This is a genomic window from Ottowia thiooxydans, from assembly GCF_040548795.1.
Taxonomy (GTDB): domain Bacteria; phylum Pseudomonadota; class Gammaproteobacteria; order Burkholderiales; family Burkholderiaceae_C; genus Ottowia; species Ottowia thiooxydans_A.
The window spans coordinates 15,446-36,366 of sequence record NZ_JBEPSH010000011.1; the positions used below are offsets into that span (position 1 = coordinate 15,446).

The following is a 20,921-nucleotide window of genomic DNA, read 5'->3' on the forward strand; positions in this document are numbered from 1 at the left end:
CACCACACTTTGACATGCTCTCGGCTTTCATTTTCTGGAACTCGTATGCGACGCCTTCCTCTCGCCGCAGCAATGGCTTCTCTGCTGTGCTTTTCGATGCCATCGGCCTTTGCAGCGGGCAGTCTCGCCCTCTCGGGAACTCAACAAGCTCGCACTTCAGGCGCGAGCTTGGAAAAAGCGGGGCCAACGGATCAAGTCTATCTGGACCAATCCTTCACGAATGCGGCTGTGACCAGCCTGCCCACGGGCTGGCGTCTGCCGAGCTGGAATCGTGGCACGGTAACACTCGAGGCAGCGACGGGCAACCTGATCATCGATGGGCGGGCCAGTTCCTCTGCGATGACAGCCCTGATGCTGCCAAGCGCTTTGGAACCCCTCTCCAACTACCGCGTCGATATGGAGTTCACGATTGACGCAGCTCTGAACAACGATGCCACCCGCTGGGTCAGTGTGATGTACCGGGCATCGCCAGCCACGGGGACGGTCGCTTTCGAGCCCTATCATCAGTTCGCCATTCGACAAAACGCTACGGCCAGCAATGGCACCGAATTTGCGCTCCGCAGGGCAGCCGCCTGGACCGTCAGTAGCACCAAGTCATTTACAGAAGCGATAGACAAAGCCAAAACCTACAAAGCCACTGTAGTGGTGCATGGCAACCGCGTGCGCCAGTATCTGAATGGCGTGCTTCTTCATGACACTGTGATGACGTCTGGTTTGACAGCCGGCGGAGTGGGCATTCAGACTGCTGGCGCAGTGTTGCGTGTCAAAAACATCAAGGTGACTGAGCAGAGCGTGCCTTTGCCGGACCTCGACATGCCTGTGGCCGTTCAAGACACAGGAACGCTGGCCTCCATGGCACCGACACTTGCGCAAACGGTCAAAAACGGAACTTCTTTAAATGGATCAGGCGTTAGCAATGCTCTGCTGTCGCTCGACAGTTCCCTCAACCTGACAGACGCTGACGGTGCTTCGGCCGGAACACTACAAGCATTGTTCCAGCAAAGCTCTCGCAACACCATTCCGCTGCTTCGCATCAAGGATGCCGCCACGGTGGATGCCTTGGTGAACTTCTCTGAAAACATTCACAACCTGGCAGACCTGACACTTCTTTCGGCCGACGTCCCGCTATTGAAGCAAGCTCGGGCCTTACTGCCGAAAGTGCGCACAGCAGTGGACTTCACACAAAGGGAGCTCACCAACTCCACCCAGGATCTTCTCTTGATCAGCGGTGACACCAACCGCGCAGGTGCAAAGATCGCGCTGTTGCCTGCCTCATTGACTACCCGTGAACTTGTGCCTCGACTGCAGCGCTTGCTCATTACAGTCTGGACCAACGCTGAAGCTGCGAATGCGGTTCAAGCGGCTCAGATTCTTGCAACGGGCGTCAACGGTGTGGTTTCGCGTGATGCATCGCCCTATACAGAGGTGCTGGCCAAACTGCCTGCGAACACCTTGCTGCGCAAGCCCCTGGTCATCGGACATCGTGGCATGCCCAGCAGGGCTGACGAAAACACTTTGGAAGGAGCGAGACTGGCAGTTGACGCTGGCGCGGATGCAGTAGAAAACGATATCTACATCACGTCCGACGGCCACTTGGTGATCATGCACGACACCACCGTCAACCGCACGACCAATGGCACCGGGGCTGTGGAGGGCATGACTTTGGCGCAGCTGAAAGCGCTGAGCACCAAGGGCAACGGCTACAAAATACCGACCTTGCGCGAGTATTTTGAGGCGTTCAAGGCCAATCCCATCACGCATGTCATTGAGCTCAAGAGCAGCAACCCTCTGATCATTGAGCAACTCAAGAAAGAGATTGCAGAAGAAGGCGTTGCTGATCAATCGGTAGCCATCTCTTTCCTTTCCGATCAACTGAAACGAAGCGCCGAACAGATGCCCGAACTGACGGGAGGCTTTCTGAACAGCATCGCGGACAGCACTGACCTCTCCAACAGTGTGCGACAGGTACTGGATGCCACTCAGGCCAACTCTTCGACCTTCAACCCCAGCTTCGGCGCTATACGCAAAGCCACCATGGAGGAAGCCAAGCACCGAGGCGTCACCTTCTGGCCATGGACCATCAACGATGCCGCGACGTTCTACAAGTACTACAGTTGGGGTACCCACGGCATCACAACCGACCACGCCTATCTGGCCAGCAACTTTCCGGTGGAAGCCCGGGGCACTGCACCGACTGCCGCTCTGGAGCTGAATCAGTCAGTCAACCTGCAGGTGGAGTTAACAACTCAGACCCGGCAAACCCAGACGGCCATGGCCAATGAGTTCATCCATCTGGGAGGCACTGCCACCGCAATAAGGGGCGGCGATGGATCCCTGAGCTTCTCCAGCGCAGGAACTGCTTTTGTCATGCCTGGATACCGGCACCAGATGGATGCGACCTACAGCTACGTGATCATGGGTCAACCCCTATCGCTAGTGGTTGGTGATGGCACCAATGGAGTGATTGGCACACCCAACGCAACGGCCGCAGGCGACATCACGTGCAGCAGCGCTGTGCCGGGGCAATCCAGCACGTGTGAGGTGGTGGTTAAGCCTGGCTATCAACTCGTCGGTTTGTCTGAAAGCAGCAGCTGCCCCGCCGGGGCTTGGAACGAACACAGGACGGCCTATACCACCGGGCCTATCGCCACCCCGTGCCAAGTGCGGTTTGACTTTGCACCCCTACCCGCTACCGCATCTCTTGCGCCGGCCGGAAAACCGGGCGATGTTCAGGCTACGGTGAGCGGCGGAGGAAACGGCCTTTGGGCTTTCGATTCCACACAAGCTTTGTCTGTCCTGGCTGCTGCCAACCCGCCCGCAGGAGTGAGCTTTCCCTACGGTTTGGTCAGTCTGCAGTTGACGGGCGGTCAACCAGGTCAATCGGCCTCTGTGGAACTGACTTATCCAGAGCAGTTGCCAGCCAACGCCAAATATTACAAGTTCGGTAAAACTGCGGACAACACATTCGACCATTGGTATGCCTACCCGAACGCCGTCATCAGCGGAAACAAAGTCATACTGACTCTGACTGATGGTCAAATCGGAGATAACGACTTGAGCCCAAACGGCTCCATCCGTGATCCGGGAGGCATTGCACTTCTGGCTGAAGTGGCCGCTCCAGAAGACAACGCGCTCAAGCCTGTTCCAACTTTGGAGACCGGCGCTTTAGCCTTGCTTTCAGCCGCGCTGGGAATGCTCGGCTGGCGCCGCAAGCGGGTGAGCCAAGCCTGATTGCCCACGCGCGCCTGACTTGAGCCCGCCACCGGTTTATCCCTGGCGGGCTTTTCTGGAAACTGAAGCAGGTAGGCGCGCGCCGAGTACCAAGCCAATGTGATCGAGAAAGGCTTTGCAGGCCGCAGGCAAAGTCCGGCCTGCCATGGTCTGCACCTCGAAATGGCGTTCGTTCATCTCGCGGTCACGCAGCGCAATAGCCACTACGTCCTTGCTTTCAAGCAGACCTTTGAGGGCCTCCATACCGCAGAAGGTCACGCCACCGCCGGAAGCCGCGAATCGGATGAGGGGTCCGAGATGGTCGCAGGCAAATACGGTCTCGAAGTGCAAACCCTGGCGGCTGACGCTGATGTCCAGCAGTTGCCTGAGCGTTGTGAAATGATGAGGCAAGGCGACCGGGTACGCGGCGACCTGGGCCAATGAAAGCTCACGTTTTTTAGCCAGCGGGTGGCCTTTTCCCACGACGGCCAGGATGGGGGACGGGTGGCGAAACTCGACATTGATCCCGCGTTCGGACGACAGGCCTAAAGATATGCCGATGTCGATTTCTCCTTCTCGCACCATCTGCACAATTCTGGCCTGGGTGCTCACCTTGAGCGAGAAGCTGATTCCGCTGTAGCTGCGGCGAAACTCTGCCGCCAGAGGTGGAATGAACTCGTTGGCAAAACCTTCCGTGCTGGCAATTCGCACCGTCCCCATTCTCAAGCCGCGCAGCCCCTTGATGTCATCGGCGACTCGTTCGATCTCCTGCCATGCTCGCTTGGCGTGTACGGCCAAGAGCTCGCCAGCGGCATTGGGCACCATCCCTCGCGCCCGCCGCTCGAACAGCAGCGTGTCCAGCTCGCTCTCCAGCCGCGCAATATGCCGGCTGACTGCCGAAGGGGCCACTCCCAGGCGGTTAGCCGCCTCAGAGACTGACCCATGGCGCACCACCGCCAGGAAGTGGCGCAAGGCAGACTCCTGCAGCACACGGTTGTTCAATGTCTTGGGCATGCGTGACCTCGGTTGACAGGTAACTTTGCGAAATTCGCAACGATAAATTCTAAATATTGATATTGCTGAGGGTACTAACGTTCCCTACATTTCGCATAACAGCCTGGCTTAGCAAAAACCGCAGGGTCAGCTCATCAATCTCAACCCACGCCAAAGAACCTCATGAGACTGTCACTGCCCTCCATTGCTGGCCTATGCGTCACCGCTCTCAGCCTCGGCTCCTTTGTAGCACCCGTAGCGGCCCAAGACAATTTTCCCAACCGGCCGATCACGCTGGTGGTGCCCTACCCTGCTGGCGGTGGCGGTGATGCACAGGGGCGTCTGCTGGCGCAGAAGCTGGGCGACAGGCTGGGACAGAACGTCGTAGTAGACAACCGGCCGGGCGCAGGAACAGCCATTGGTGCCAGCTTCGTCTCCAAATCACGGCCTGATGGCTACACACTAATTTGGAGCAGCGCCTCTACCTTCACTTTCAACCCAGCCATCAGCGCCAACCTCTCGTACGACCCGGTCAAAGGCTTTGAGCCCATTGGCATGGGCAGCAACGTGGCCATGGTGCTGCTGGCGAATGTGAATACCCCCGTCAACGACGTCAAGGGCTTGGTGGCGGAACTCAAGGCCAACCCAAGCAAGTATTCCTATGCTTCATTCGGAAATGGCACCGCTGCTCATTTTGCGGGAGAGATGATGCTCGGCGCCATGGGCGCCAAGATGCTTCACGTGCCCTACAGAGGCAGTGCCCCTGCGATGACGGACTTGATCGGAGGCCAGATCAATTTTTCCATGGACACCGTGACGGCCGCCTTGCCTCAGCTCAAAGGCGGCAAGGTCAAGGCCATTGCCGTGACCTCTGCAAAGCGATCACCCCACCTGCCTGACGTTCCGACTCTGACTGAAAGCGGCTATCCGCTGGACGTGACTTCATGGGGCATGTTGGCAGCACCTCCGGGTCTGCCGCCTGCAGTGCGCGCCAAGCTCGAAAAAGCACTGGCTGAGACGATTGCAGACCCTCAAGTGCGTCAAGGCTTTGCTGCGCAAGGCGTGGACGCAGTGTTTTTAAGCGGCGCCAAGGCAGCCGCTCAGATCGAGCGCGAATTGCCCACTATGCGTGCCGTGGCCGCGCGGGCTGGCATTCAGGGCAATTGATAACCCAAAAGCTCGAACGCATCATGAGCAAAACTTCTACCAAGCTCGTCGAACACTCTGCCGTTGACCTGCGGCAGATGATCGCGGACAAGAGCATCTCGCCTGTCGAACTATTGGATGCCTGCATTGAGCGCATCGAGACCCTCAATCCGCTCGTCAACGCCATTACCGCCACTTGTCTTGACAGGGCGCGAGAAGAAGCACGTGCTGCTGAAAGAGCCGTATTGCAAGGTGGGCCCCTGGGTTTGCTGCACGGATTGCCCGTAGGGGTGAAGGACCTGGAGCCCACTGCAGGCCTGCTGACGACTTACGGATCACCGCTGTTTCGCGACCACGTACCCGCGCAAGATATAGAACTTGTCGCACGCTTGCGCCGCGCAGGCGGCATCGTGGCGGGCAAGACCAACGTGCCTGAAATGGGCGCTGGAGCGAATACTTTCAACCCGGTTTGGGGAGCGACCGGCAACCCCTTCAATGCCAACTTGAACGCTGGGGGGTCTTCTGGTGGTTCCGCCGCTGCGCTGGCATGCGACATGTTGCCCGTTTGCACGGGCTCCGACACCGGAGGTTCGCTGAGAATTCCTGCTGCGCACTGCGGCGTGGTGGGGCTGCGCCCTTCCCCGGGGGTCGTACCCAGCTCGCGCAGGCTCCTGGGTTGGTCTGCTCTTTCCGTGGTCGGGCCCATGGGGCGGACCGTGGACGAAGCCTGTCTGCAATTGGCGGCCACGGCCGGTGTCCACGCAAGCGACGCGCTCAGCTATCCGCTGGACCCGATGGCGTTCCTGCAACTGCCGGCTGCGGAGCTTGGAAAGCTTCGGGTAGCGTTCACCACAGATTTTGGCGTCTGTGATGTGGATGAAGAAATTCGCACGACCTTTGCAGAAAAAATCTCCGCCATGCGACATCTTTTCGCGCGATGCGATGAGGTCTCTCTGGAACTGGGCGACGTGCACCGCTGCTTCGACGTGCTCCGTACGGAAGCATTCGTGGCGGGCATGAAAGATGCCTATGAGAAAGACCCGAACAGCCTGGGTCCCAACCCACGTGCCAACTATGAGATGAGCGCCAGCATGGGACTGGTGGACGGCGTCTGGGCTCAAGTGGAACAAACGCGGATCTTGCAGCGGTTTCAAGCCATCTACAAAGACTACGACCTGCTTATCTCACCCACCACGCCGGTCTCCCCGTTTGCGTGGACGATGCCCTATGCGCGCTTTGTGCAAGGACGTGAACAGGCCAATTACTACCGCTGGCTGGCACTGACCTACGTCACCACGTTGACCACCCATCCATGCATCTCGCTGCCTTGCGGCACTGATGCCAAAGGCTTGCCGTTTGGCCTGCAGGTGGTGGGAACGTTCAGGGGCGATCTCACGCTGCTTTCAGCCGCGCGAGCAATGGAACAAGCGTTCGCTGGCAACGACCTGCTGCAACGCCCTCGCCCCGATCTGGCTCGTCTGAAGCCTGCTGTGCCGCCGCTGAACTCCAGCGTGACAGCACCGCCTCCAGGCAACTGGCGCGACCTTGACTCAGCCGGTAGCGGCGTTATTTCCGCCGTTTGAGTTTGCTCTTGCCCACTCCTGTGACTCCGGCCCCATCCGGTCTTTTCGATTTCTCAACGTCTCATAAAAATCTCCGCGCCATGGCAGTTACTACCGAAGACACCGCACTCGACACTCACTTGGCTCAATTGCAATCTGCTTTCATCGCGAAAAACCCAGCCAGCCAGCGCCAGTTTGAAACCCAGGCGCAATACATGCCGGGAGCCAACAGCCGCTCTGTGCTGTTCTACGCGCCATTTCCACTCACCATGGCCCGTGGCGAAGGCGCCTGCCTGTGGGACGCTGACGAGCACCGCTATAACGACTTCCTGGCAGAGTACACAGCCGGGGTTTACGGCCATTCAGCGCCAGAGATTCGGGATGCGGTTGCCACCGCCATGGCCAGTGGCATCAACCTCACAGGCCACAACCTGCTTGAAGGCCAGCTGGCCAAGCTCATCTGTGAACGGTTCCCTCAGGTGGAGCAACTGCGCTTTACCAACTCAGGCACTGAAGCCAATCTGATGGCCATCAACGCCGCGGTCCATTTCACCAAGCGCCCCAAGATCGTGGTGTTTTCCGGTGCCTACCACGGTGGCGTACTGACCTTCGGTGCCAAGCCGTCGCCCATTACGGTTCCCTATGACTTCGTGGTGCTGCCCTACAACGACGTGGCCGCGGCAGAAGCAGCGTTTGCAACACAAGGCCCGAAGATCGCTGCCGTATTGGTGGAACCCATGCTGGGAGCCGGCGGCTGCATTCCCGCGCACGCTGAATTCTTGAATGCACTGCGTCGTCTGACCACGCAAGCATGCGCCTTGATGATGATTGATGAGGTGATGACGTCACGCCTGGCTCCGCATGGCTTGGCTGCGGAGCACGGCATCACGCCCGACATGACCACTCTTGGCAAATACATTGGCGGCGGCATGTCTTTCGGGGCCTTCGGCGGAAGGGCCGACATCATGGCCATTTTTGACCCGCGTACAGGCTCCCTGGCTCATTCAGGCACCTTCAACAACAACGTGGTCACCATGGCTGCGGGGCTTGCTGGCCTGACCAAGCTCTACCCGCCCGCCGCGGCCGGCGCGCTCGCAGAGCGCGGTGCGGCGCTGCGCGAGCGCCTCAATGCGCGCTGCGCCAAAGCGGGCGTGGCCATGCAATTCACCGGCGTGGGCTCGGTGATGAACTCGCACTTCACATCCAACCCCATCTGCCGCCCTGAAGACGCTACCGGCTTCGACCCCAAGCTCCGCCAGCTGCTGTTCTTTCATCTGCTGGCCAACGGCATTTACACCGCACCGCGCGGCCTGGTGGTGCTTTCACTGCCGGTGACCGATGAGGCCATTGCCCGCTTTGAAGCAGCGGTGCAAAGCTTTCTGAGCACCTACGCCGACGTGCTGCCCAACTGAAATGCGGTATCCAGGGTGCGAGCAAAGGCCCAAGCTGAGACCAGTGCAGATCCACAGACGCATTTCCAGAACCAATTTCCAGAGACATCATGAGCAAACGCAAGGTCATCGTCACCATCGCGCCCACAGGCGGCATGGCACACAAGTCCCAGAACCCTCACCTGCCCACCCAGCCGGCGGAAATCGCAGACGATGTGATCCGTTGCTGGAATGCGGGCGCCAGTGTGGTGGCCCTGCATGCTCGCCGCCCCGATGACGGCGCCACCTGCAACCCCGACATATACCGCCACATGAATTCCCGCATACGCGCGGCTGGTTGCGATATTGTGCTGAACAACTCGACAGGCGGCGGTGTACACGGCGACATGATCCGCGAACTACCCGGAGGCCGCTGGGAGATTGCCTGGGAAGAGCGCATCAAAGGCATGGAGGCCGGCGCCGAGATGTGCACGCTGGACGCCACCACACTCAACCTGAGCTTTGGTGGCCGTGAAATCCTGATGGATACGCCCTTGTCGAAGGGACGTGAACTGGCCGCCGGCATGAAGGAGCGGGGTATCAAACCAGAGTGGGAAGTCTTCGCCCATACGCACATTCTCCAGGACGTGACCACGCTGATCGAGGAAGGTCACGACGATGGGCCTCACTTCATCAACCTGGTGATGAACGTGCACCGCAATTTCCAGAACGCGATGCCATTTTCACCGCGCTATTTGCAGCAGATGGTGGACGTGCTGCCCAGGAACAGCATTTTTTGCGTAAGCGGCATTGGAACTTCACAACTGGAAGCCAACGTGGCTGCGCTCCTGTTGGGCGGGCATGCGCGTGTAGGCCTTGAAGACAATCTTTACTATCGCCAAGGTGAATTGGCCACGAATGTCCAGCTCACAGAGCGCATTGTCAGGATCATTCGCGACATGGACATGGAACCCGCCACGCCTGAGGAAGCGCGCGAGATCATGGGCTTGCCACGCGTGAACGCACCGCTGCCCGAATTCTCGCCTGCCGCCATGGCACGGCCAGTCAAGGACCGTGGTCAGTGAGCCTGGCTGTCTATTGAACTGCGCACAATGGCTTTTCATCAGGGCGCAGGGTCAACACACGCACGCCCGATTTGGTGACGGCCACGGTATGCTCGAATTGCGCTGACAGCTTGCCATCCCGCGTGACCACCGCCCAGCCATCGGCCTCGGTACGGACTGCGCGGTTGCCTTGGTTAAGCATGGGCTCGATGGTGAACACCATGCCTTCTTGCAGGACTTGGCCAGTTCTGGGATGCCCATAGTGCAGCACCTGCGGCTCTTCATGCATTTCACGACCAATACCGTGTCCGCAGTATTCCCGCACGATGGTGTAGCCGTTTTTTTTGGCATGGCGCTCGATGGCATGCCCTACGTCACCAAGTGTTGCGCCGGGGCGGACAGCCGCTATGCCTTTCCATAGCGCCTGGTAGGTCACATCCACCAGGCGCTTGGCAGCATAGGAGACTTCTCCTACCAGATAGGTCTTGCTGGAATCCGCGATATAGCCATTCTTTTCCAGAGTGATGTCAAAGTTGACGATATCGCCCGAGTTCAGAACGTCCGATGCGGACGGCATGCCGTGGCAGACAACCTGGTTGATGGAAGCGTTGAGCACGTAGGGAAATCCGTACTGCCCCTTGCTGGCAGGCCGGGCTTGCAGATCCTCGACGATCATCTTCTCTACAAAATCATTCACCTGCATGGTGGACATGCCTGCCAGCGGCAACTGATCCACCGCCCGGAAAACCGATGCCAGCAAGCGTCCGCTTTCTGCCATGCGTTCAAGCTCTTCGGGCTGCTTGATCATGAGCGCAAACCACTGAGCTTTGGCGGTTGCACCCCCGCTGATCTCAGCTCTTCAGCCACGAGTTCCTGAAAGCTTCGATCAGGATTCATTTCGCACATCATGCCGATCCGGATCCAGAAGCCTGCTTGCGCGTTGATAGAGCGGTGCGAGACCGTGCACGCTTTGCGCAGTTGATCGTGCAGCTCATCGTCAATGTTCACGATTCCCATGTAATTACCTTTTCGCGTTTCCAACCATATCTGGAATATATATGAAACGTATATTCCTTGCAGTCAGTGCTTCTTGAGCCAAGCACCGTGCTCAGGCTTACAAATATTTGCCTGCTCAGGACCCTGTTCCTGGAAAGGAATTGCGGTATGGTCTCGACTGCAAAGTTATAGGGCTGCTCGCTCTTCATGACCACTCGTCGAAGGATGTCAAATATGCTCAAAATTCTGTCGGTTCTTACCTTGTCATCCCTGGTGGTAGCCTGTGCAACCACACAACAAGGAGCCGGTATGCCATCCGCCGCACCACCATCGGCTAGTAGCTCCGCCCAAGCTCCTACCAAAGCACCCTCCCCGTTGGCCGCCTACGAATGGGATCTGGCCAACGCCTACGACGCAGGCGGGCAGGCTGCCGCCGGCTGGAAGCTAAGCGGCAAGCCCGCTCTCCGACTGAATTTTGAGAACCGGAATTTGTCGGTAAAGAACCTGTGCAATGTGGTCGGGGCAGCGTATGCCATCGATGGTTCCAATTTGCGCGTTGAACGCGTGATCTCGACGATGCGTGCCTGTGCGGACAATGAGCTCATGGCGCTGGAACGCAAGGTGGCCACGCAATTGCCCACAGCCAAAAGCTATAGCCTCAAAAGCGGGGCAACACCCCAGTTGACTGTTCAATTCGCCGACGGCAGCCGTTGGGAACTGACTGGAACACCCACTGCAAGCACGCAGTATGGTGGACCTGGTGAACGTATGTTCCTTGAAGTGGCTCCCGAACGCGTCGCATGCTCGAACGGAGTGATGAAAGATGCTCAGTGTCTGCGTGTGCGCGTAGTCACCTACCGCGAAGACGGCGTCAAGCATCGCGTGGGCGCGTGGGAAAACTTCTACAACGAAATAGAGGGTTACACCCATGAACCCGGCATCCGCAACGTGCTGCGCGTGAATCGCTTTGTCCGCCAAAACGTGCCGGCGGACGCCTCCCGACACGTCTACGTGCTGGACATGGTTGTTGAATCTGAACGCGCGCGTTGAGCGGCTTCTTCGCGAAGCAGGTCACAGACAAAGACGTGCTCAGGTTTGAGCACGTCTTCTCAATCAACGCACCTGTTACGCATCAGAGCAACGATATAAATGCTGCGAGCGTCTGCGCGCTCTTGCTCACGCCAGGGCGAAAAACATAGCAGACCGGCAGCTCAATAGCGGTATCCAGAGGAACTGCCACCAGCGTGGTCGGTAGTTGATTCGCTATACCTTCACCGTAAAGACCGATGTGCTCGCTCTGAGCAATCGCCTCCAGCAGCAGCGGGGTGTCGTCTGCCTCGTAGGCAATACGCACTGAGGTGCCGCTAGCTTCAAACGCTGCAAAGATGATGGATCGAAAGATCCTCCATCGGGAGTCGTTTCCAATAGCAATCCCCCACTGTGCCAGTTCGCCCACTCTCAAGGTCTGCCGTGCCGCAAGGGGGTGGCTCGAAGAACACAAAGCGACCACGCGCTGAGTTTCCACCGCAAGGGCCTCAAGATGCAGCTTGCTCAAGGCATGCTCATCACGCAGGACGAAAGCGCCATGAAGGGTGCCTGCCTCCACCTCGAGGCAAGCTGCGTCGGACGAAAGAAGCTGCAAATTCAACGAAATCTGCGGATGGCGCAGCCCGAACTGGAATAGCTTCTGAGACATGCATCCATTGGACGCCTGTGCGGAATAGCCCAATACCAATTGCTCAGTGTTGCCGGCGGCCAGTTGCCTGCACTCCCGAAATGAGCGTTCCATGTCATGCAGCCACTGTTGAACACGGTGATGAAGCACTTGTCCTGCCGGCGTCAGCTGCGTGGATCGGGTGGTCCGTTCGAAGAGTTTGAAACCCAATTCGCTCTCGAGTTGGTTGATACCGCGGCTGAGAGCGGGTTGAGCCAATCCGGCTTCCAAGGCGGCCTGGTGGAAGTTGAGGGTGCGGCCCAGTTGCTCGAACATCTGTAATCGGCGTATGGATGGGAGGTTCTTCATTGATGATTATTATGTTATCAATTAAGCAAAAACTGGTATTGGACTTCGCTCATTTCCCCGTCTTAACATCAGTAGATCAGACATAAGAGGGAAATACTTTGAAGGTATCAATTTCTCAGTTCAAAAGCACGCCAGACATTGCCGCCAATCTGAAAAAAGCCGTGGATCACATCGGCCTCGCAGCGGCTGAAGGAGCCAGGGTCATTGCTTTTCCAGAAGCCAGCATGGTTGCATTTGAGTCCAGCAGGCAGGAGCTGCATACCCATGCAGAGAACTCGGCTGCATGGTTTGTCGAAGGCATCGCCAAATCAGCCGTGGCCCATGGAATAGACGTTCTTATTGGAATTTATGAACCCAGCGGCGAGCCGCGCTCCAGCAACGTCTTCGTTCATGTCAATGCGAAAGGGGAGATCGCTGGACGCTACGAAAAGGTGCATCTCTATGACGCATTCAGCTTCCAGGAATCAGCCAAGAACAGGCACGCTCCGCTGAAGCCGAATCATGACGAGGTGTATGTAGCCCACATCGACGGCGTCAAGTTTGGCATCCTCAACTGCTATGACCTCAGGTTTCCGGAGATTGCCCGGATTGCGATGGACAAGGGTGCCGATGCGCTCGTGTACGGTGCGGGCTGGATTGCCGGAAGCCTGAAGGAACTGCACTGGGACACTCTATTGCGAGCCCGCGCCATCGAAAACACCTGCTTCGTTCTCGCGCCTTGCCAGCCTCCGCCTGAGTCGGTAGGAATGAGCATGATTCTCGACCCCTCTGGCTTGACCGTGGCAGGCGTGGCAGAGCAGCAGGGCATCTGCACGGCCAACCTTGACCTCGAACGCCTCCAAACGGTACGGGAAGCATTGCCATCGCTAAAGCACCGCAGATACCGCATTGCACCGAACTGAGCACAGCCAGGTGACCGCCTGATCGCCCGGGTATTGGCCAGATCGATTGGCATCCATCTGAGCGCTCAGGTCGCGTTAACGCTCTCGAGGGCGTGCCATCTCATTCAGAAAAACCGGAGACATCCATGTCAACACAATCCAACAACAAGCGCGTTCTGTACTCCGCAGCTCTAGGGCAATTCGTAGAGTGGTATGACTTCGTGGTTTATGCCTACTCCGCCACTGTCATTGCAAAGCTCTTTTTCCCGACTGCCGATCCGAGCACTGCCCTGCTCTCGGCTTTCGCAGTCTACGGCGTGGGGTTTGTCATGCGGCCTCTTGGAGGCTTCATTTTTGGAAGCTTGGGGGATAGGTATGGACGAAGAGCGGTGCTGGCAGGAATTATCCTGGGCATGGGAGCTTCCACCGTCCTGATGGGACTTCTGCCCACCTATGCCCAGATCGGGATATGGGCGCCTATCTTGCTTGTGGTTCTGCGCTTGATACAGGGCTTGTCCGCTTCAGGGGAAACCATTGGCTCCAATTCGTTCGTTGCCGAACACGCACCACCTAACCGGCGAGGACTGCATGTAGCCTTTACGTATGCGTTCGCCAATTTGCCTCCCGTCGCCGCTGCGCTACTGATCTTGCTGCTCACCAGCCTCATGGGCAATCAAGCCTATGAGAGCTGGGGCTGGCGCATTCCTTTCCTGCTGGGTGGCCCGCTCGCATTGGTTGGCTTGTACATCAGGACCCAGGTTGACGAATCGCCGGCCTTTCAGAAAGCGCAAGCCTCTAACCAGATATCGAACAGCCCGGTCAAAGACGCCATGCGAGAGCAACGCAAACAAATGGCGTTCAGCTTCTGTCTAGCCGCCTTCTCCAGTCTGGCGTTCTACACCTTGTCTGGCTACTTTGTGTCGTACTTGACGGCCTCTGTGGGAATGAGCCGCACCGACGCCCTTACCGCCAACAGCGTTGCGATGGTGGTGGCATTTCTCTCCATGATCCTGAGCGGATACCTGTCCGATCTCGTTGGGCGCAAACCTATGCTGATCACCGGACTGCTATTCAATGCCTGCATCAGCATTCCGGCTTACATGCTGGCCGGACAGGCCACGCTGGTTTCCGCCATCCTTGGGCAATCTCTCTTGGCCATTGGTATGGGCCTCTTTTCAGGCCCCTTGGGCGCCGCACTACTTGAGCTGTTTCCCACCAAAACCCGATTCAGCGCCTCAGCCATCAGCTACAACCTGGCCTACACGATCTTCGGCGGTACCGCGCCACTGTTGGGCGCTTGGCTGGTGCTGAAAAGCGGGTCTTTGCTGGCGCCCGCATGGTACATGGTGGCCGTGTCGGTCGTCGTATTGCTGGTGACCCTGTCGCTGCCGGAGACATCCAAGCGCTCGCTGTTAGAAGCGGACCCTGGCTAATTCCAACAACCAAGGCACCGCTCAGTGCAAGTGCAGATGGGCATGGGCCCACTGCGCGATCTGCCAGGTGGGTCCGATCTGCTAAGTAGGTTCGATTTGCTAGGGGTGATCGTCTACTCAATCACGATCTTTTTCTCCATCGCAATCTTTTTCCACAAGGCAAGATCGCTTTTGATGCGTCTAGAGACTTCTTCTGGTGTGAGAGCCATGGGGGTGGCGCCATCTGGCTCCAACAAAGCCTTGACTTCCGGACTCTTTGCAATTTGAACGAGCTCGCGGTTAAGACGGGCTACCAACGCTGGTGGCATGGAGGCGGGCGCGAACAGGGCAACCCAGATGTCGGCCGAGTATCCCGGCACTACGCTCGACACCGGAGGCAGTTCTGAAAATACCGGATTGCCTTGAGCCGAGGTGATTGCCAAGGCGCGCACTTTTCCAGATTTGATTTGCGGTGCAATCGAGGTGTAGTTGGAGATCATCATGTCGATCTGTCCGCCAGCCATGTCCAGCAAGGCATTGGATGCACCTTTATAGGGGATGTGGGTCATCTTGAAGTGGGCAGCATCCGCCAACATCTCAGTGGCCAGGTGCGCGATGGAGCCAGTCCCCGAAGTGCCATAGGTCAGCGCACCCGGTTTGGCTTTGGCAGCCGCGATGAACTCTCCTATGGTCTTGACAGGCGTCTGCGCGCTCACTGCCAACAGCATCGGCCCATCGCCAATGAGCGCTACGGGAGAGAAGGCAGTCACCAGGTCATAAGGCAACTTCGGCTGAGTTGCAGCCGCAGTGAGAAACGTTGATGAAGTCAGCAGAAGGACTGATCCATCGCCCGGACTCTTGGCCACATAGTCAGCACCGATCACGCCTGCTGCGCCTGGCCTGTTTTCCACAATGACCGTGGTGCCCAATCGCTTGGCCAGCAATGGTGACACTGCCCGCGCTATGGCATCGTTGCTCGCCCCGGCCGAGAACGGGACGACAATCTTCATCAAGGCTGGAAGCTTTGGTTCGGCCTCCGGTTGCGCAGAGCAGAGCATGGGCAGACAACCCACTGCAAGAACCAAAAGGCGGCAAAGGTTAGAAACGACCATGATGATTTCCTGATCTCTAACGAACGTTGGAAGAAGTTTCGACCGGAATTGGCAGGTCTAGCAAAGGTGCGTACTGCTGGGCGCCGAAGATGTCACCATCTCCTGCACAACCGCTCGGCCTGTCGCGATAAATGGTGAATTTGATAGCGAGGCCGGGGTCATACTCCACGAAATCGCTGATGCGCGATGGATCAATCCGATAGAGAGTCGCCATGGACTGCCTTGTGATGGCCCCAGATCTCTTGACGCGCTCGTAGGTGTCGTGCTCACGGAAGATGATGTCGAAGGTGATCTTGTTGACACCGGCGTTCTTGCTTCTGATGGTCTTTGCCAGTTCGCAAAGTTTGGCTGCATTGGTCATTTGCTTGTCTCGTTGATTGGTTTGTTCAGACGCCGGCTTCGGTCATGTGGGTGGAAAACAGCTCCATGGGGTCAGCCACTTCTATCGTGTGGTTCAAGGTCCAGCGGTAAGCGGGACTGGCGTGCAGTACTTCATCAAGCGGAAAAGCCACGGAACCTGCGGTGCCTTTCACATCTGGCAGCCGGGCATAGAACATCTGGCGTAAGCCAATCATTGCCACCTCTTCTGCCATTTCACGGGTAGGCGCAACGCCTTGGACCATGACGCACAGTTCATGGCCCGGCTTGTCGCGCAAGGGCTCCAGTGGTCCCATGACGCCATCGCGGCCATAGACTGTGTAGTGCAGCTGATAACCCTCGCTGCCAAACCGCGCCTTGACCTGATCGCGCGCCCACCCAATCACGGCATCTACGTTGGCTACCGTGTAGGGATCTCGAATGCCGCATATGCCCACATACCGTTCACCAACCTTCCCTGCCCCTTCAAGCTTGACCTTGGTCTGCGTATCGGGGATAAAACGGGAGCCCGTGATGCGCGTGGTTCGCTCGCTGATTTGTTCGTAGTGGCAATGGGTCATGTCCAGTTTGCCACCTGCAAAGAACTCTTCATAGGGATTGGAGCGTTCATACATGGCATGGCCAGATACTGACGCAATCGTGCAGCGCTGCTGTGGATGCATGGCAGTCGCCCGAACATCGTCTTGCGAAATTTCACCCATGACGGTTTCCTTGCCTCCATACGGTTCTGCGCAAAATGAAGCGCATTCAAGGACCTTGCCGAGGTAGTAGGCGTTGTCAGCGGGAAAGCCGTGGTGCAGTGCGGGCGCTGCAAATACCGCAGCGTCTGAGCTTCGGCCTCCGATGATCACATCGGCGCCCTGCCCCAGGAGATGGAGGTAAGGATGCACACCTGCCATGGCGACAATCCGGTCCGTGGCATCCAGCTCGCTGAAGCTCAGATCCTGAAAGCCGTCCAAGCCGCGAACGGCCCCCCCTTTGTCCATACGGGCTCGCAAATCAGACTTGCTGACCTCGGAATAGAAATACCCCAGGCGGAATTTCGGCAGGCCGTGTTTCCGTGCCAGATCCTTGATGATGGACACGTACAGATCCACCCTGCTGTTGCTTCCTGTGTCACCGGCAGAGCCAATGACCATGGGCACTTTCAGCTTACGCGAGGCCAGAAGCATTTGCTCCAGATCATGCCGTTGCCAACTCTCAGGGCTGGTGGATGTGTCAGAACCCAGCGGCACCGGACCTACGTCATCGCTTCCTGAATCGGCGGCGATGTAGTCTGGCGCGGCCTTCACTCCTATCTCGAAGCTCTCCGTTCTCAGAGGGGCGAACCCTAGGTGTCCATTGGGGCAAATGATCTTGAGGGAATCCATGCTGTGTTTCTCGCTTTTTGTTTCGACGCGAGAACTAATGCAGCATTGATGCCAACTTCAAAAAAATAATAAATCCTTTAAATTCAACTGCTTGCACAAGCGCACCTATGCAAGACGCCATGAAATGCGCGTAAATTTACACACATTTGAAAAATTCCACGCACGGCTTTTAAAGGGAATTCATTTCCAGCTTTTGCATCTGATGCCGGAGTGCGTGACGGGTCAATCCCAGGCGAGCAGCGGCATCCCCCAAGTTTCCGCGGCATTCGGTGAGTACGTCGCCAATCAGTTGCTTTTGAAACTGTGCGGTAGCCACGTGATAGGGCTGCCCGGTTCCGCCTGCCCCAGAGGCTGCAGGCAGCGGGCGAGCGTTGCGGGCTTCACGGATGATGCGGTCCGGCAGGTGCTTCAACATGACCTGCTGACCATCTTCCAGAAGGCAGATCCGTTCTATCAAATTCTCAAGCTCACGCACATTTCCGGGCCAGGCATAACGACGAAACACGTCCTCCACCTCGGGATCGAGCTGGCTCATGCGACTGCCATAAACCTTATTGCACACGTCCAGATGGGCATGCGCCAGCATGAAAAGGTCGTCACCCCGCTCTCTGAGCGGCGGCAGATTGATGGAAACCACCTGCAGCCGGTAGTAGAGATCGTCGCGGAAGGCACCGGCCTTGACTTCTCCGAGAAGAATCTTATTCGTCGCGGCGATGAACCGAACATCAACGTCCGTGGTGCGAACGGAGCCCACGCGCCGGAAACGACGGGTGTCTAGCAGGGTGAGGAGTTTGGCTTGCATCACCATATCCAACTCCCGCACCTCGTCTAAAAACACCGTGCCACCGTCCGCAGACTCGATCAAACCCTGCTTATGACCCACGGCTCCTGTGAAGGCCCCCTTCTCATGCCCGAACAACTCGGATTCAAGCAATGGTCCAGGGATAGCCGCGCAGTTGATATCTACAAACGGAGCTGCCGTACGGCTGGAGGCATGATGCAAAAGACGCGCCACAAGCCCCTTTCCCGTACCTGTTTCGCCATAGATCAACACCGTCCTGGCCTTGCTCTGACCCACCCGATCAATCAGCTGGCGTAGGCGAACGATGGAGGGGTGCTCACCGATCAGGCGGGCGGATGGCGCGGTGCTGGGTTCAGGACGGTTCACCCCAAGAGAATACAGCCCCCTAGACTTTTGGGCCAATCAGTGGTGATGCCGGCCTGAGTTCATCTGCAAACCATATGCAAGGTATCCGGTGGCTGCATCTAATGAGGTTTTTCTGAAGCCGGCCTTCAGACGAGCCAGAGCCCTACCGAATCTGGGTCTTGGCCCACTGAGCGATCTGGGATGGAACAGTCATGGCACCCGCTTGCCGGGCAACTTCTTTCCCACCCATAAAAAGGGCCAGCGTGGGGATGCTGCGGATATTGAAGCGCGCACCCAAGGCCTGGGCCGCCTCCGTATTGACCTTGGCCACCCGAAATTGCGGCTCCAATTGCAAAGCCGCTTTTTCATACGCTGGGGCCATCATGCGACAAGGGCCGCACCAGGGTGCCCAGAAATCCACCAGAAGCGGAATATGACTGCGCATGAGGTGCTTATCAAAAGCTGCCTCGTTGTCCAGCACCACCGGACTCCCTGTGAACAGCGCCTGATGGCAACTGCCGCAATCGGGATGGCTGGTCAGATGATCTGTTTGCACCCGGTTGGTGGTATGGCAGTGCGGGCAAACAATGTGCAACGCTTCGCTCATGGTCTTGGCGGCCTCCTCAATAGCAGGTCAAATATCTGATGCGGACGCAGGCTCGTCCCGTCGGCGTGCACGCTCAATCGCTTCGCGGGCAGCCATCTCAGCCGCGGTGGCCGCTTCAAGCGGTGAGCGGCACAAGCCAGCTTCTGCGTAGTGGAGGTTTTCGTAGATCTCGGTCGCAGCGGGGCTTTGGTCGAGAAGGGAGCTCCAGTCCACGTCTGTATCGGTCAGCGCCTGCGACAGGCGCTCCACCACAGTGTGGTATTGGTGCGCATCTACCGACACGCGGCTTGCATCCAACCGTTCCAGCAACTGGGCCAGAACGGCGGTCGTTTGGGTAGGGGTTTGCAATGTTTTCATGTGACGCAGTTGGGGACTGGCTACATGAATGCAAGAGCAAAGCCTATGGGGGGGTGCTTGGCAGCTTCAAAGTGCTTGCGCCAGGCGGCCAACGCCTTCACGGATTCGGTCTTCGTCTGCAGTCGCAAAGGACAGACGCAGCGTGCTTAGATCGGGATTGGCGCAATAGAACGGCGCTCCGGGTACGAAGGCAACGCCTTTTTCAATAGCCTGACGAGCAAAGGTAGCGCCATCCTTGGTCTTGCCGTTGGCTCCGGTCAGCCGCGCCCACACGAACAAGCCGCCCTGCGGCGTGACGAAATCGATGGCATCACCCAGTTCGCTGCGAAGGGCGTCACACATGGTTTTGGCGCGTGCGCCATACACTTTGCGCACCCGGGCCAGCGTGGCAGGCATGTGGCCGCCTGCAAGATACTGAGCAGCGGTGGCCTGCGCAAAGGTGCTGGTATGCGCGTCGCTAAATTGCTTGCACATCACTGCCCTTGCGAGCAATTCCGCAGGGGCGACCATCCAGCCGACTCGCAAGCCTGGGCTCAGCACCTTGCTGAGTGAGCCGCAATGCACCAGCCAGTCCCGGCTACCCGGCACTTCGTGACTGAGCGCCAGCAGGCTGGGCGGAGGTGCCGCATTGAAATAGAGATCTCCGTAGGGGTCATCTTCTACGACAAGTGTCTGGTACTTCACCGCCAGTTCGAGCACACGCTTGCGACGCTCCAGGCTCAACAAGCCGCCACTGGGGTTGCCAAAGGTGGGGATAAGGTAGATGAACTTGGGTTTGTGCTGTTTGATGAGCTCTTCCAGTTCATCGACCTGCACGCCATCTGCATCAATCGGTGCACTGACCAGATCTGCCCCGTAGAGGCGAAAGCATTGGATGGTGGCCAGGAAGGTAGGACCCTCCACAATCACTTTGCTGCCGGGGTCGATAAGCGTCTTGCCGATCAGGTCAAGCGCCTGCTGGCTGCCTGTGGTCACGATCAACTGCTCAGGCGCCACGTTTTGCACGCCCTTTTGTGCCATGAAAGCGGCCAGCTGCTTGCGCAGGGGCTCATAGCCTTCCGTGGCGCCATACTGCAGCGCGCTACCGGGCTCTTCTGTCAAGGCCTTGTTCGCAGCCGCTGCGATGCCCGTGACATCGAACATAGCGCTGTCCGGGAATCCCCCCGCGAAACTGATGATGCCAGGCTTGCCCAGGAGCTTGAAAAGCTCACGAATGGCAGAAGTTTCCACATTGTCTAGGCGCTGGGCGAAGGGCAAGTTTGAGTTCGGCATGACAGTCATTCTTTATTGGAA

Annotated in this window: 19 protein-coding genes; 8 read left to right on the top strand and 11 right to left on the bottom strand. The window is 57.8% G+C overall.

The features are described 5' to 3' along the window. Positions 1 to 45 precede the first annotated feature (45 nt). A complete protein-coding gene (locus ABIE13_RS23435; RefSeq protein WP_354448004.1) occupies positions 46 to 3,231 on the top strand; it encodes an IPTL-CTERM sorting domain-containing protein in 3,186 nt (1,061 codons plus the stop codon). Positions 3,232 to 3,267: 36 nt separating this feature from the next. Here the strand turns inward: ABIE13_RS23435 and ABIE13_RS23440 are convergent, their stop codons facing one another. Then, complete coding sequence (locus ABIE13_RS23440; RefSeq protein WP_354448006.1) at positions 3,268 to 4,224, bottom strand: LysR family transcriptional regulator; 957 nt, start codon at positions 4,222 to 4,224, stop codon at positions 3,268 to 3,270. Positions 4,225 to 4,386: 162 nt separating this feature from the next. Between ABIE13_RS23440 and ABIE13_RS23445 the strand changes: the two genes are divergently transcribed. From ABIE13_RS23445 to ABIE13_RS23460, 4 genes are all read left to right on the top strand, one after another. Next, positions 4,387 to 5,370 carry a Bug family tripartite tricarboxylate transporter substrate binding protein gene (locus tag ABIE13_RS23445; RefSeq protein WP_354448008.1) on the top strand — a complete coding sequence of 328 codons (984 nt, stop codon included), beginning with the start codon at positions 4,387 to 4,389 and terminating at the stop codon, positions 5,368 to 5,370. A gap of 23 nt (positions 5,371 to 5,393) precedes the next feature. After that, positions 5,394 to 6,932, top strand: a complete 1,539-nt coding sequence (locus ABIE13_RS23450; RefSeq protein ID WP_354448010.1) for an amidase — start codon at positions 5,394 to 5,396, stop codon at positions 6,930 to 6,932. Positions 6,933 to 7,012: 80 nt separating this feature from the next. Beyond that, the gene (locus tag ABIE13_RS23455; RefSeq protein WP_354448012.1) at positions 7,013 to 8,323 is read left to right on the top strand and encodes an aspartate aminotransferase family protein; all 1,311 of its coding nucleotides are present in this window, start codon (positions 7,013 to 7,015) and stop codon (positions 8,321 to 8,323) included. A gap of 89 nt (positions 8,324 to 8,412) precedes the next feature. Continuing rightward, a complete protein-coding gene (locus ABIE13_RS23460; RefSeq protein ID WP_354448014.1) occupies positions 8,413 to 9,366 on the top strand; it encodes a 3-keto-5-aminohexanoate cleavage protein in 954 nt (317 codons plus the stop codon). Between the two features lie 10 nt (positions 9,367 to 9,376). Here the strand turns inward: ABIE13_RS23460 and map are convergent, their stop codons facing one another. Further along, entirely contained in the window at positions 9,377 to 10,153 is a 777-nt protein-coding gene (map, locus tag ABIE13_RS23465) for a type I methionyl aminopeptidase (RefSeq protein WP_354448016.1), read from the bottom strand. Continuing rightward, positions 10,150 to 10,362 (bottom strand): ParD-like family protein, encoded by a 213-nt coding sequence (locus ABIE13_RS23470; protein ID WP_354448018.1) that lies wholly within the window; start codon positions 10,360 to 10,362, stop codon positions 10,150 to 10,152. The genes map and ABIE13_RS23470 overlap by 4 nt, the downstream gene beginning before the upstream one ends. A 288-nt stretch (positions 10,363 to 10,650) precedes the next feature. Between ABIE13_RS23470 and ABIE13_RS23475 the strand changes: the two genes are divergently transcribed. Further along, the gene (locus tag ABIE13_RS23475) at positions 10,651 to 11,391 is read left to right on the top strand and encodes an META and DUF4377 domain-containing protein (RefSeq protein ID WP_354448020.1); all 741 of its coding nucleotides are present in this window, start codon (positions 10,651 to 10,653) and stop codon (positions 11,389 to 11,391) included. 82 nt (positions 11,392 to 11,473) lie between these two features. On the opposite strand, the gene ABIE13_RS23480 is transcribed toward ABIE13_RS23475, so the two are convergent. Then, on the bottom strand, positions 11,474 to 12,364 hold the full coding sequence (locus ABIE13_RS23480) for a LysR family transcriptional regulator (protein ID WP_354448022.1): 891 nt from the start codon (positions 12,362 to 12,364) through the stop codon (positions 11,474 to 11,476). A 98-nt stretch (positions 12,365 to 12,462) separates the two neighbouring features. Between ABIE13_RS23480 and ABIE13_RS23485 the strand changes: the two genes are divergently transcribed. Both ABIE13_RS23485 and ABIE13_RS23490 read left to right on the top strand, forming a co-directional pair. Continuing rightward, positions 12,463 to 13,266 carry a carbon-nitrogen hydrolase family protein gene (locus ABIE13_RS23485; protein ID WP_354448024.1) on the top strand — a complete coding sequence of 268 codons (804 nt, stop codon included), beginning with the start codon at positions 12,463 to 12,465 and terminating at the stop codon, positions 13,264 to 13,266. Between the two features lie 125 nt (positions 13,267 to 13,391). Next, entirely contained in the window at positions 13,392 to 14,678 is a 1,287-nt protein-coding gene (locus tag ABIE13_RS23490; RefSeq protein ID WP_354448026.1) for an MFS transporter, read from the top strand. Between the two features lie 113 nt (positions 14,679 to 14,791). Here ABIE13_RS23490 and ABIE13_RS23495 read toward each other — a convergent pair whose 3' ends face one another. The 7 genes from ABIE13_RS23495 to ABIE13_RS23525 all read right to left on the bottom strand — a co-directional run bounded on the left by ABIE13_RS23495 (position 14,792) and on the right by ABIE13_RS23525 (position 20,885). Next, positions 14,792 to 15,769 (bottom strand): tripartite tricarboxylate transporter substrate binding protein, encoded by a 978-nt coding sequence (locus ABIE13_RS23495; protein ID WP_354448028.1) that lies wholly within the window; start codon positions 15,767 to 15,769, stop codon positions 14,792 to 14,794. Between the two features lie 16 nt (positions 15,770 to 15,785). Further along, positions 15,786 to 16,130 (bottom strand): DUF4387 domain-containing protein, encoded by a 345-nt coding sequence (locus tag ABIE13_RS23500; protein WP_354448030.1) that lies wholly within the window; start codon positions 16,128 to 16,130, stop codon positions 15,786 to 15,788. 25 nt (positions 16,131 to 16,155) lie between these two features. Beyond that, positions 16,156 to 17,517: an acyclic terpene utilization AtuA family protein gene (locus tag ABIE13_RS23505; RefSeq protein ID WP_354448032.1), complete on the bottom strand. Its 1,362-nt coding sequence runs from the start codon at positions 17,515 to 17,517 to the stop codon at positions 16,156 to 16,158. A gap of 169 nt (positions 17,518 to 17,686) precedes the next feature. Beyond that, entirely contained in the window at positions 17,687 to 18,685 is a 999-nt protein-coding gene (locus ABIE13_RS23510; protein ID WP_354448034.1) for a sigma-54 interaction domain-containing protein, read from the bottom strand. A 142-nt stretch (positions 18,686 to 18,827) separates the two neighbouring features. After that, complete coding sequence (gene trxC, locus ABIE13_RS23515; RefSeq protein ID WP_354448036.1) at positions 18,828 to 19,271, bottom strand: thioredoxin TrxC; 444 nt, start codon at positions 19,269 to 19,271, stop codon at positions 18,828 to 18,830. Positions 19,272 to 19,298: 27 nt separating this feature from the next. Continuing rightward, a complete protein-coding gene (locus ABIE13_RS23520) occupies positions 19,299 to 19,628 on the bottom strand; it encodes a hypothetical protein (RefSeq protein ID WP_354448038.1) in 330 nt (109 codons plus the stop codon). A 66-nt stretch (positions 19,629 to 19,694) separates the two neighbouring features. Then, positions 19,695 to 20,885 carry a PLP-dependent aminotransferase family protein gene (locus tag ABIE13_RS23525; protein ID WP_436278473.1) on the bottom strand — a complete coding sequence of 397 codons (1,191 nt, stop codon included), beginning with the start codon at positions 20,883 to 20,885 and terminating at the stop codon, positions 19,695 to 19,697. Positions 20,886 to 20,921 lie beyond the last annotated feature (36 nt).

Coding starts and splice junctions, on each gene's coding strand:
- ABIE13_RS23435 (WP_354448004.1), top strand. CDS start 46: ATGCGACGCCTTCCTCTCGCCGCAGCAATGGCTTCTCTGCTGTGCTTT.
- ABIE13_RS23440 (WP_354448006.1), bottom strand. CDS start 4,224: ATGCCCAAGACATTGAACAACCGTGTGCTGCAGGAGTCTGCCTTGCGC.
- ABIE13_RS23445 (WP_354448008.1), top strand. CDS start 4,387: ATGAGACTGTCACTGCCCTCCATTGCTGGCCTATGCGTCACCGCTCTC.
- ABIE13_RS23450 (WP_354448010.1), top strand. CDS start 5,394: ATGAGCAAAACTTCTACCAAGCTCGTCGAACACTCTGCCGTTGACCTG.
- ABIE13_RS23455 (WP_354448012.1), top strand. CDS start 7,013: ATGGCAGTTACTACCGAAGACACCGCACTCGACACTCACTTGGCTCAA.
- ABIE13_RS23460 (WP_354448014.1), top strand. CDS start 8,413: ATGAGCAAACGCAAGGTCATCGTCACCATCGCGCCCACAGGCGGCATG.
- map (WP_354448016.1), bottom strand. CDS start 10,153: ATGATCAAGCAGCCCGAAGAGCTTGAACGCATGGCAGAAAGCGGACGC.
- ABIE13_RS23470 (WP_354448018.1), bottom strand. CDS start 10,362: ATGGGAATCGTGAACATTGACGATGAGCTGCACGATCAACTGCGCAAA.
- ABIE13_RS23475 (WP_354448020.1), top strand. CDS start 10,651: ATGCCATCCGCCGCACCACCATCGGCTAGTAGCTCCGCCCAAGCTCCT.
- ABIE13_RS23480 (WP_354448022.1), bottom strand. CDS start 12,364: ATGAAGAACCTCCCATCCATACGCCGATTACAGATGTTCGAGCAACTG.
- ABIE13_RS23490 (WP_354448026.1), top strand. CDS start 13,392: ATGTCAACACAATCCAACAACAAGCGCGTTCTGTACTCCGCAGCTCTA.
- ABIE13_RS23495 (WP_354448028.1), bottom strand. CDS start 15,769: ATGGTCGTTTCTAACCTTTGCCGCCTTTTGGTTCTTGCAGTGGGTTGT.
- ABIE13_RS23500 (WP_354448030.1), bottom strand. CDS start 16,130: ATGACCAATGCAGCCAAACTTTGCGAACTGGCAAAGACCATCAGAAGC.
- ABIE13_RS23505 (WP_354448032.1), bottom strand. CDS start 17,517: ATGGATTCCCTCAAGATCATTTGCCCCAATGGACACCTAGGGTTCGCC.
- trxC (WP_354448036.1), bottom strand. CDS start 19,271: ATGAGCGAAGCGTTGCACATTGTTTGCCCGCACTGCCATACCACCAAC.
- ABIE13_RS23520 (WP_354448038.1), bottom strand. CDS start 19,628: ATGAAAACATTGCAAACCCCTACCCAAACGACCGCCGTTCTGGCCCAG.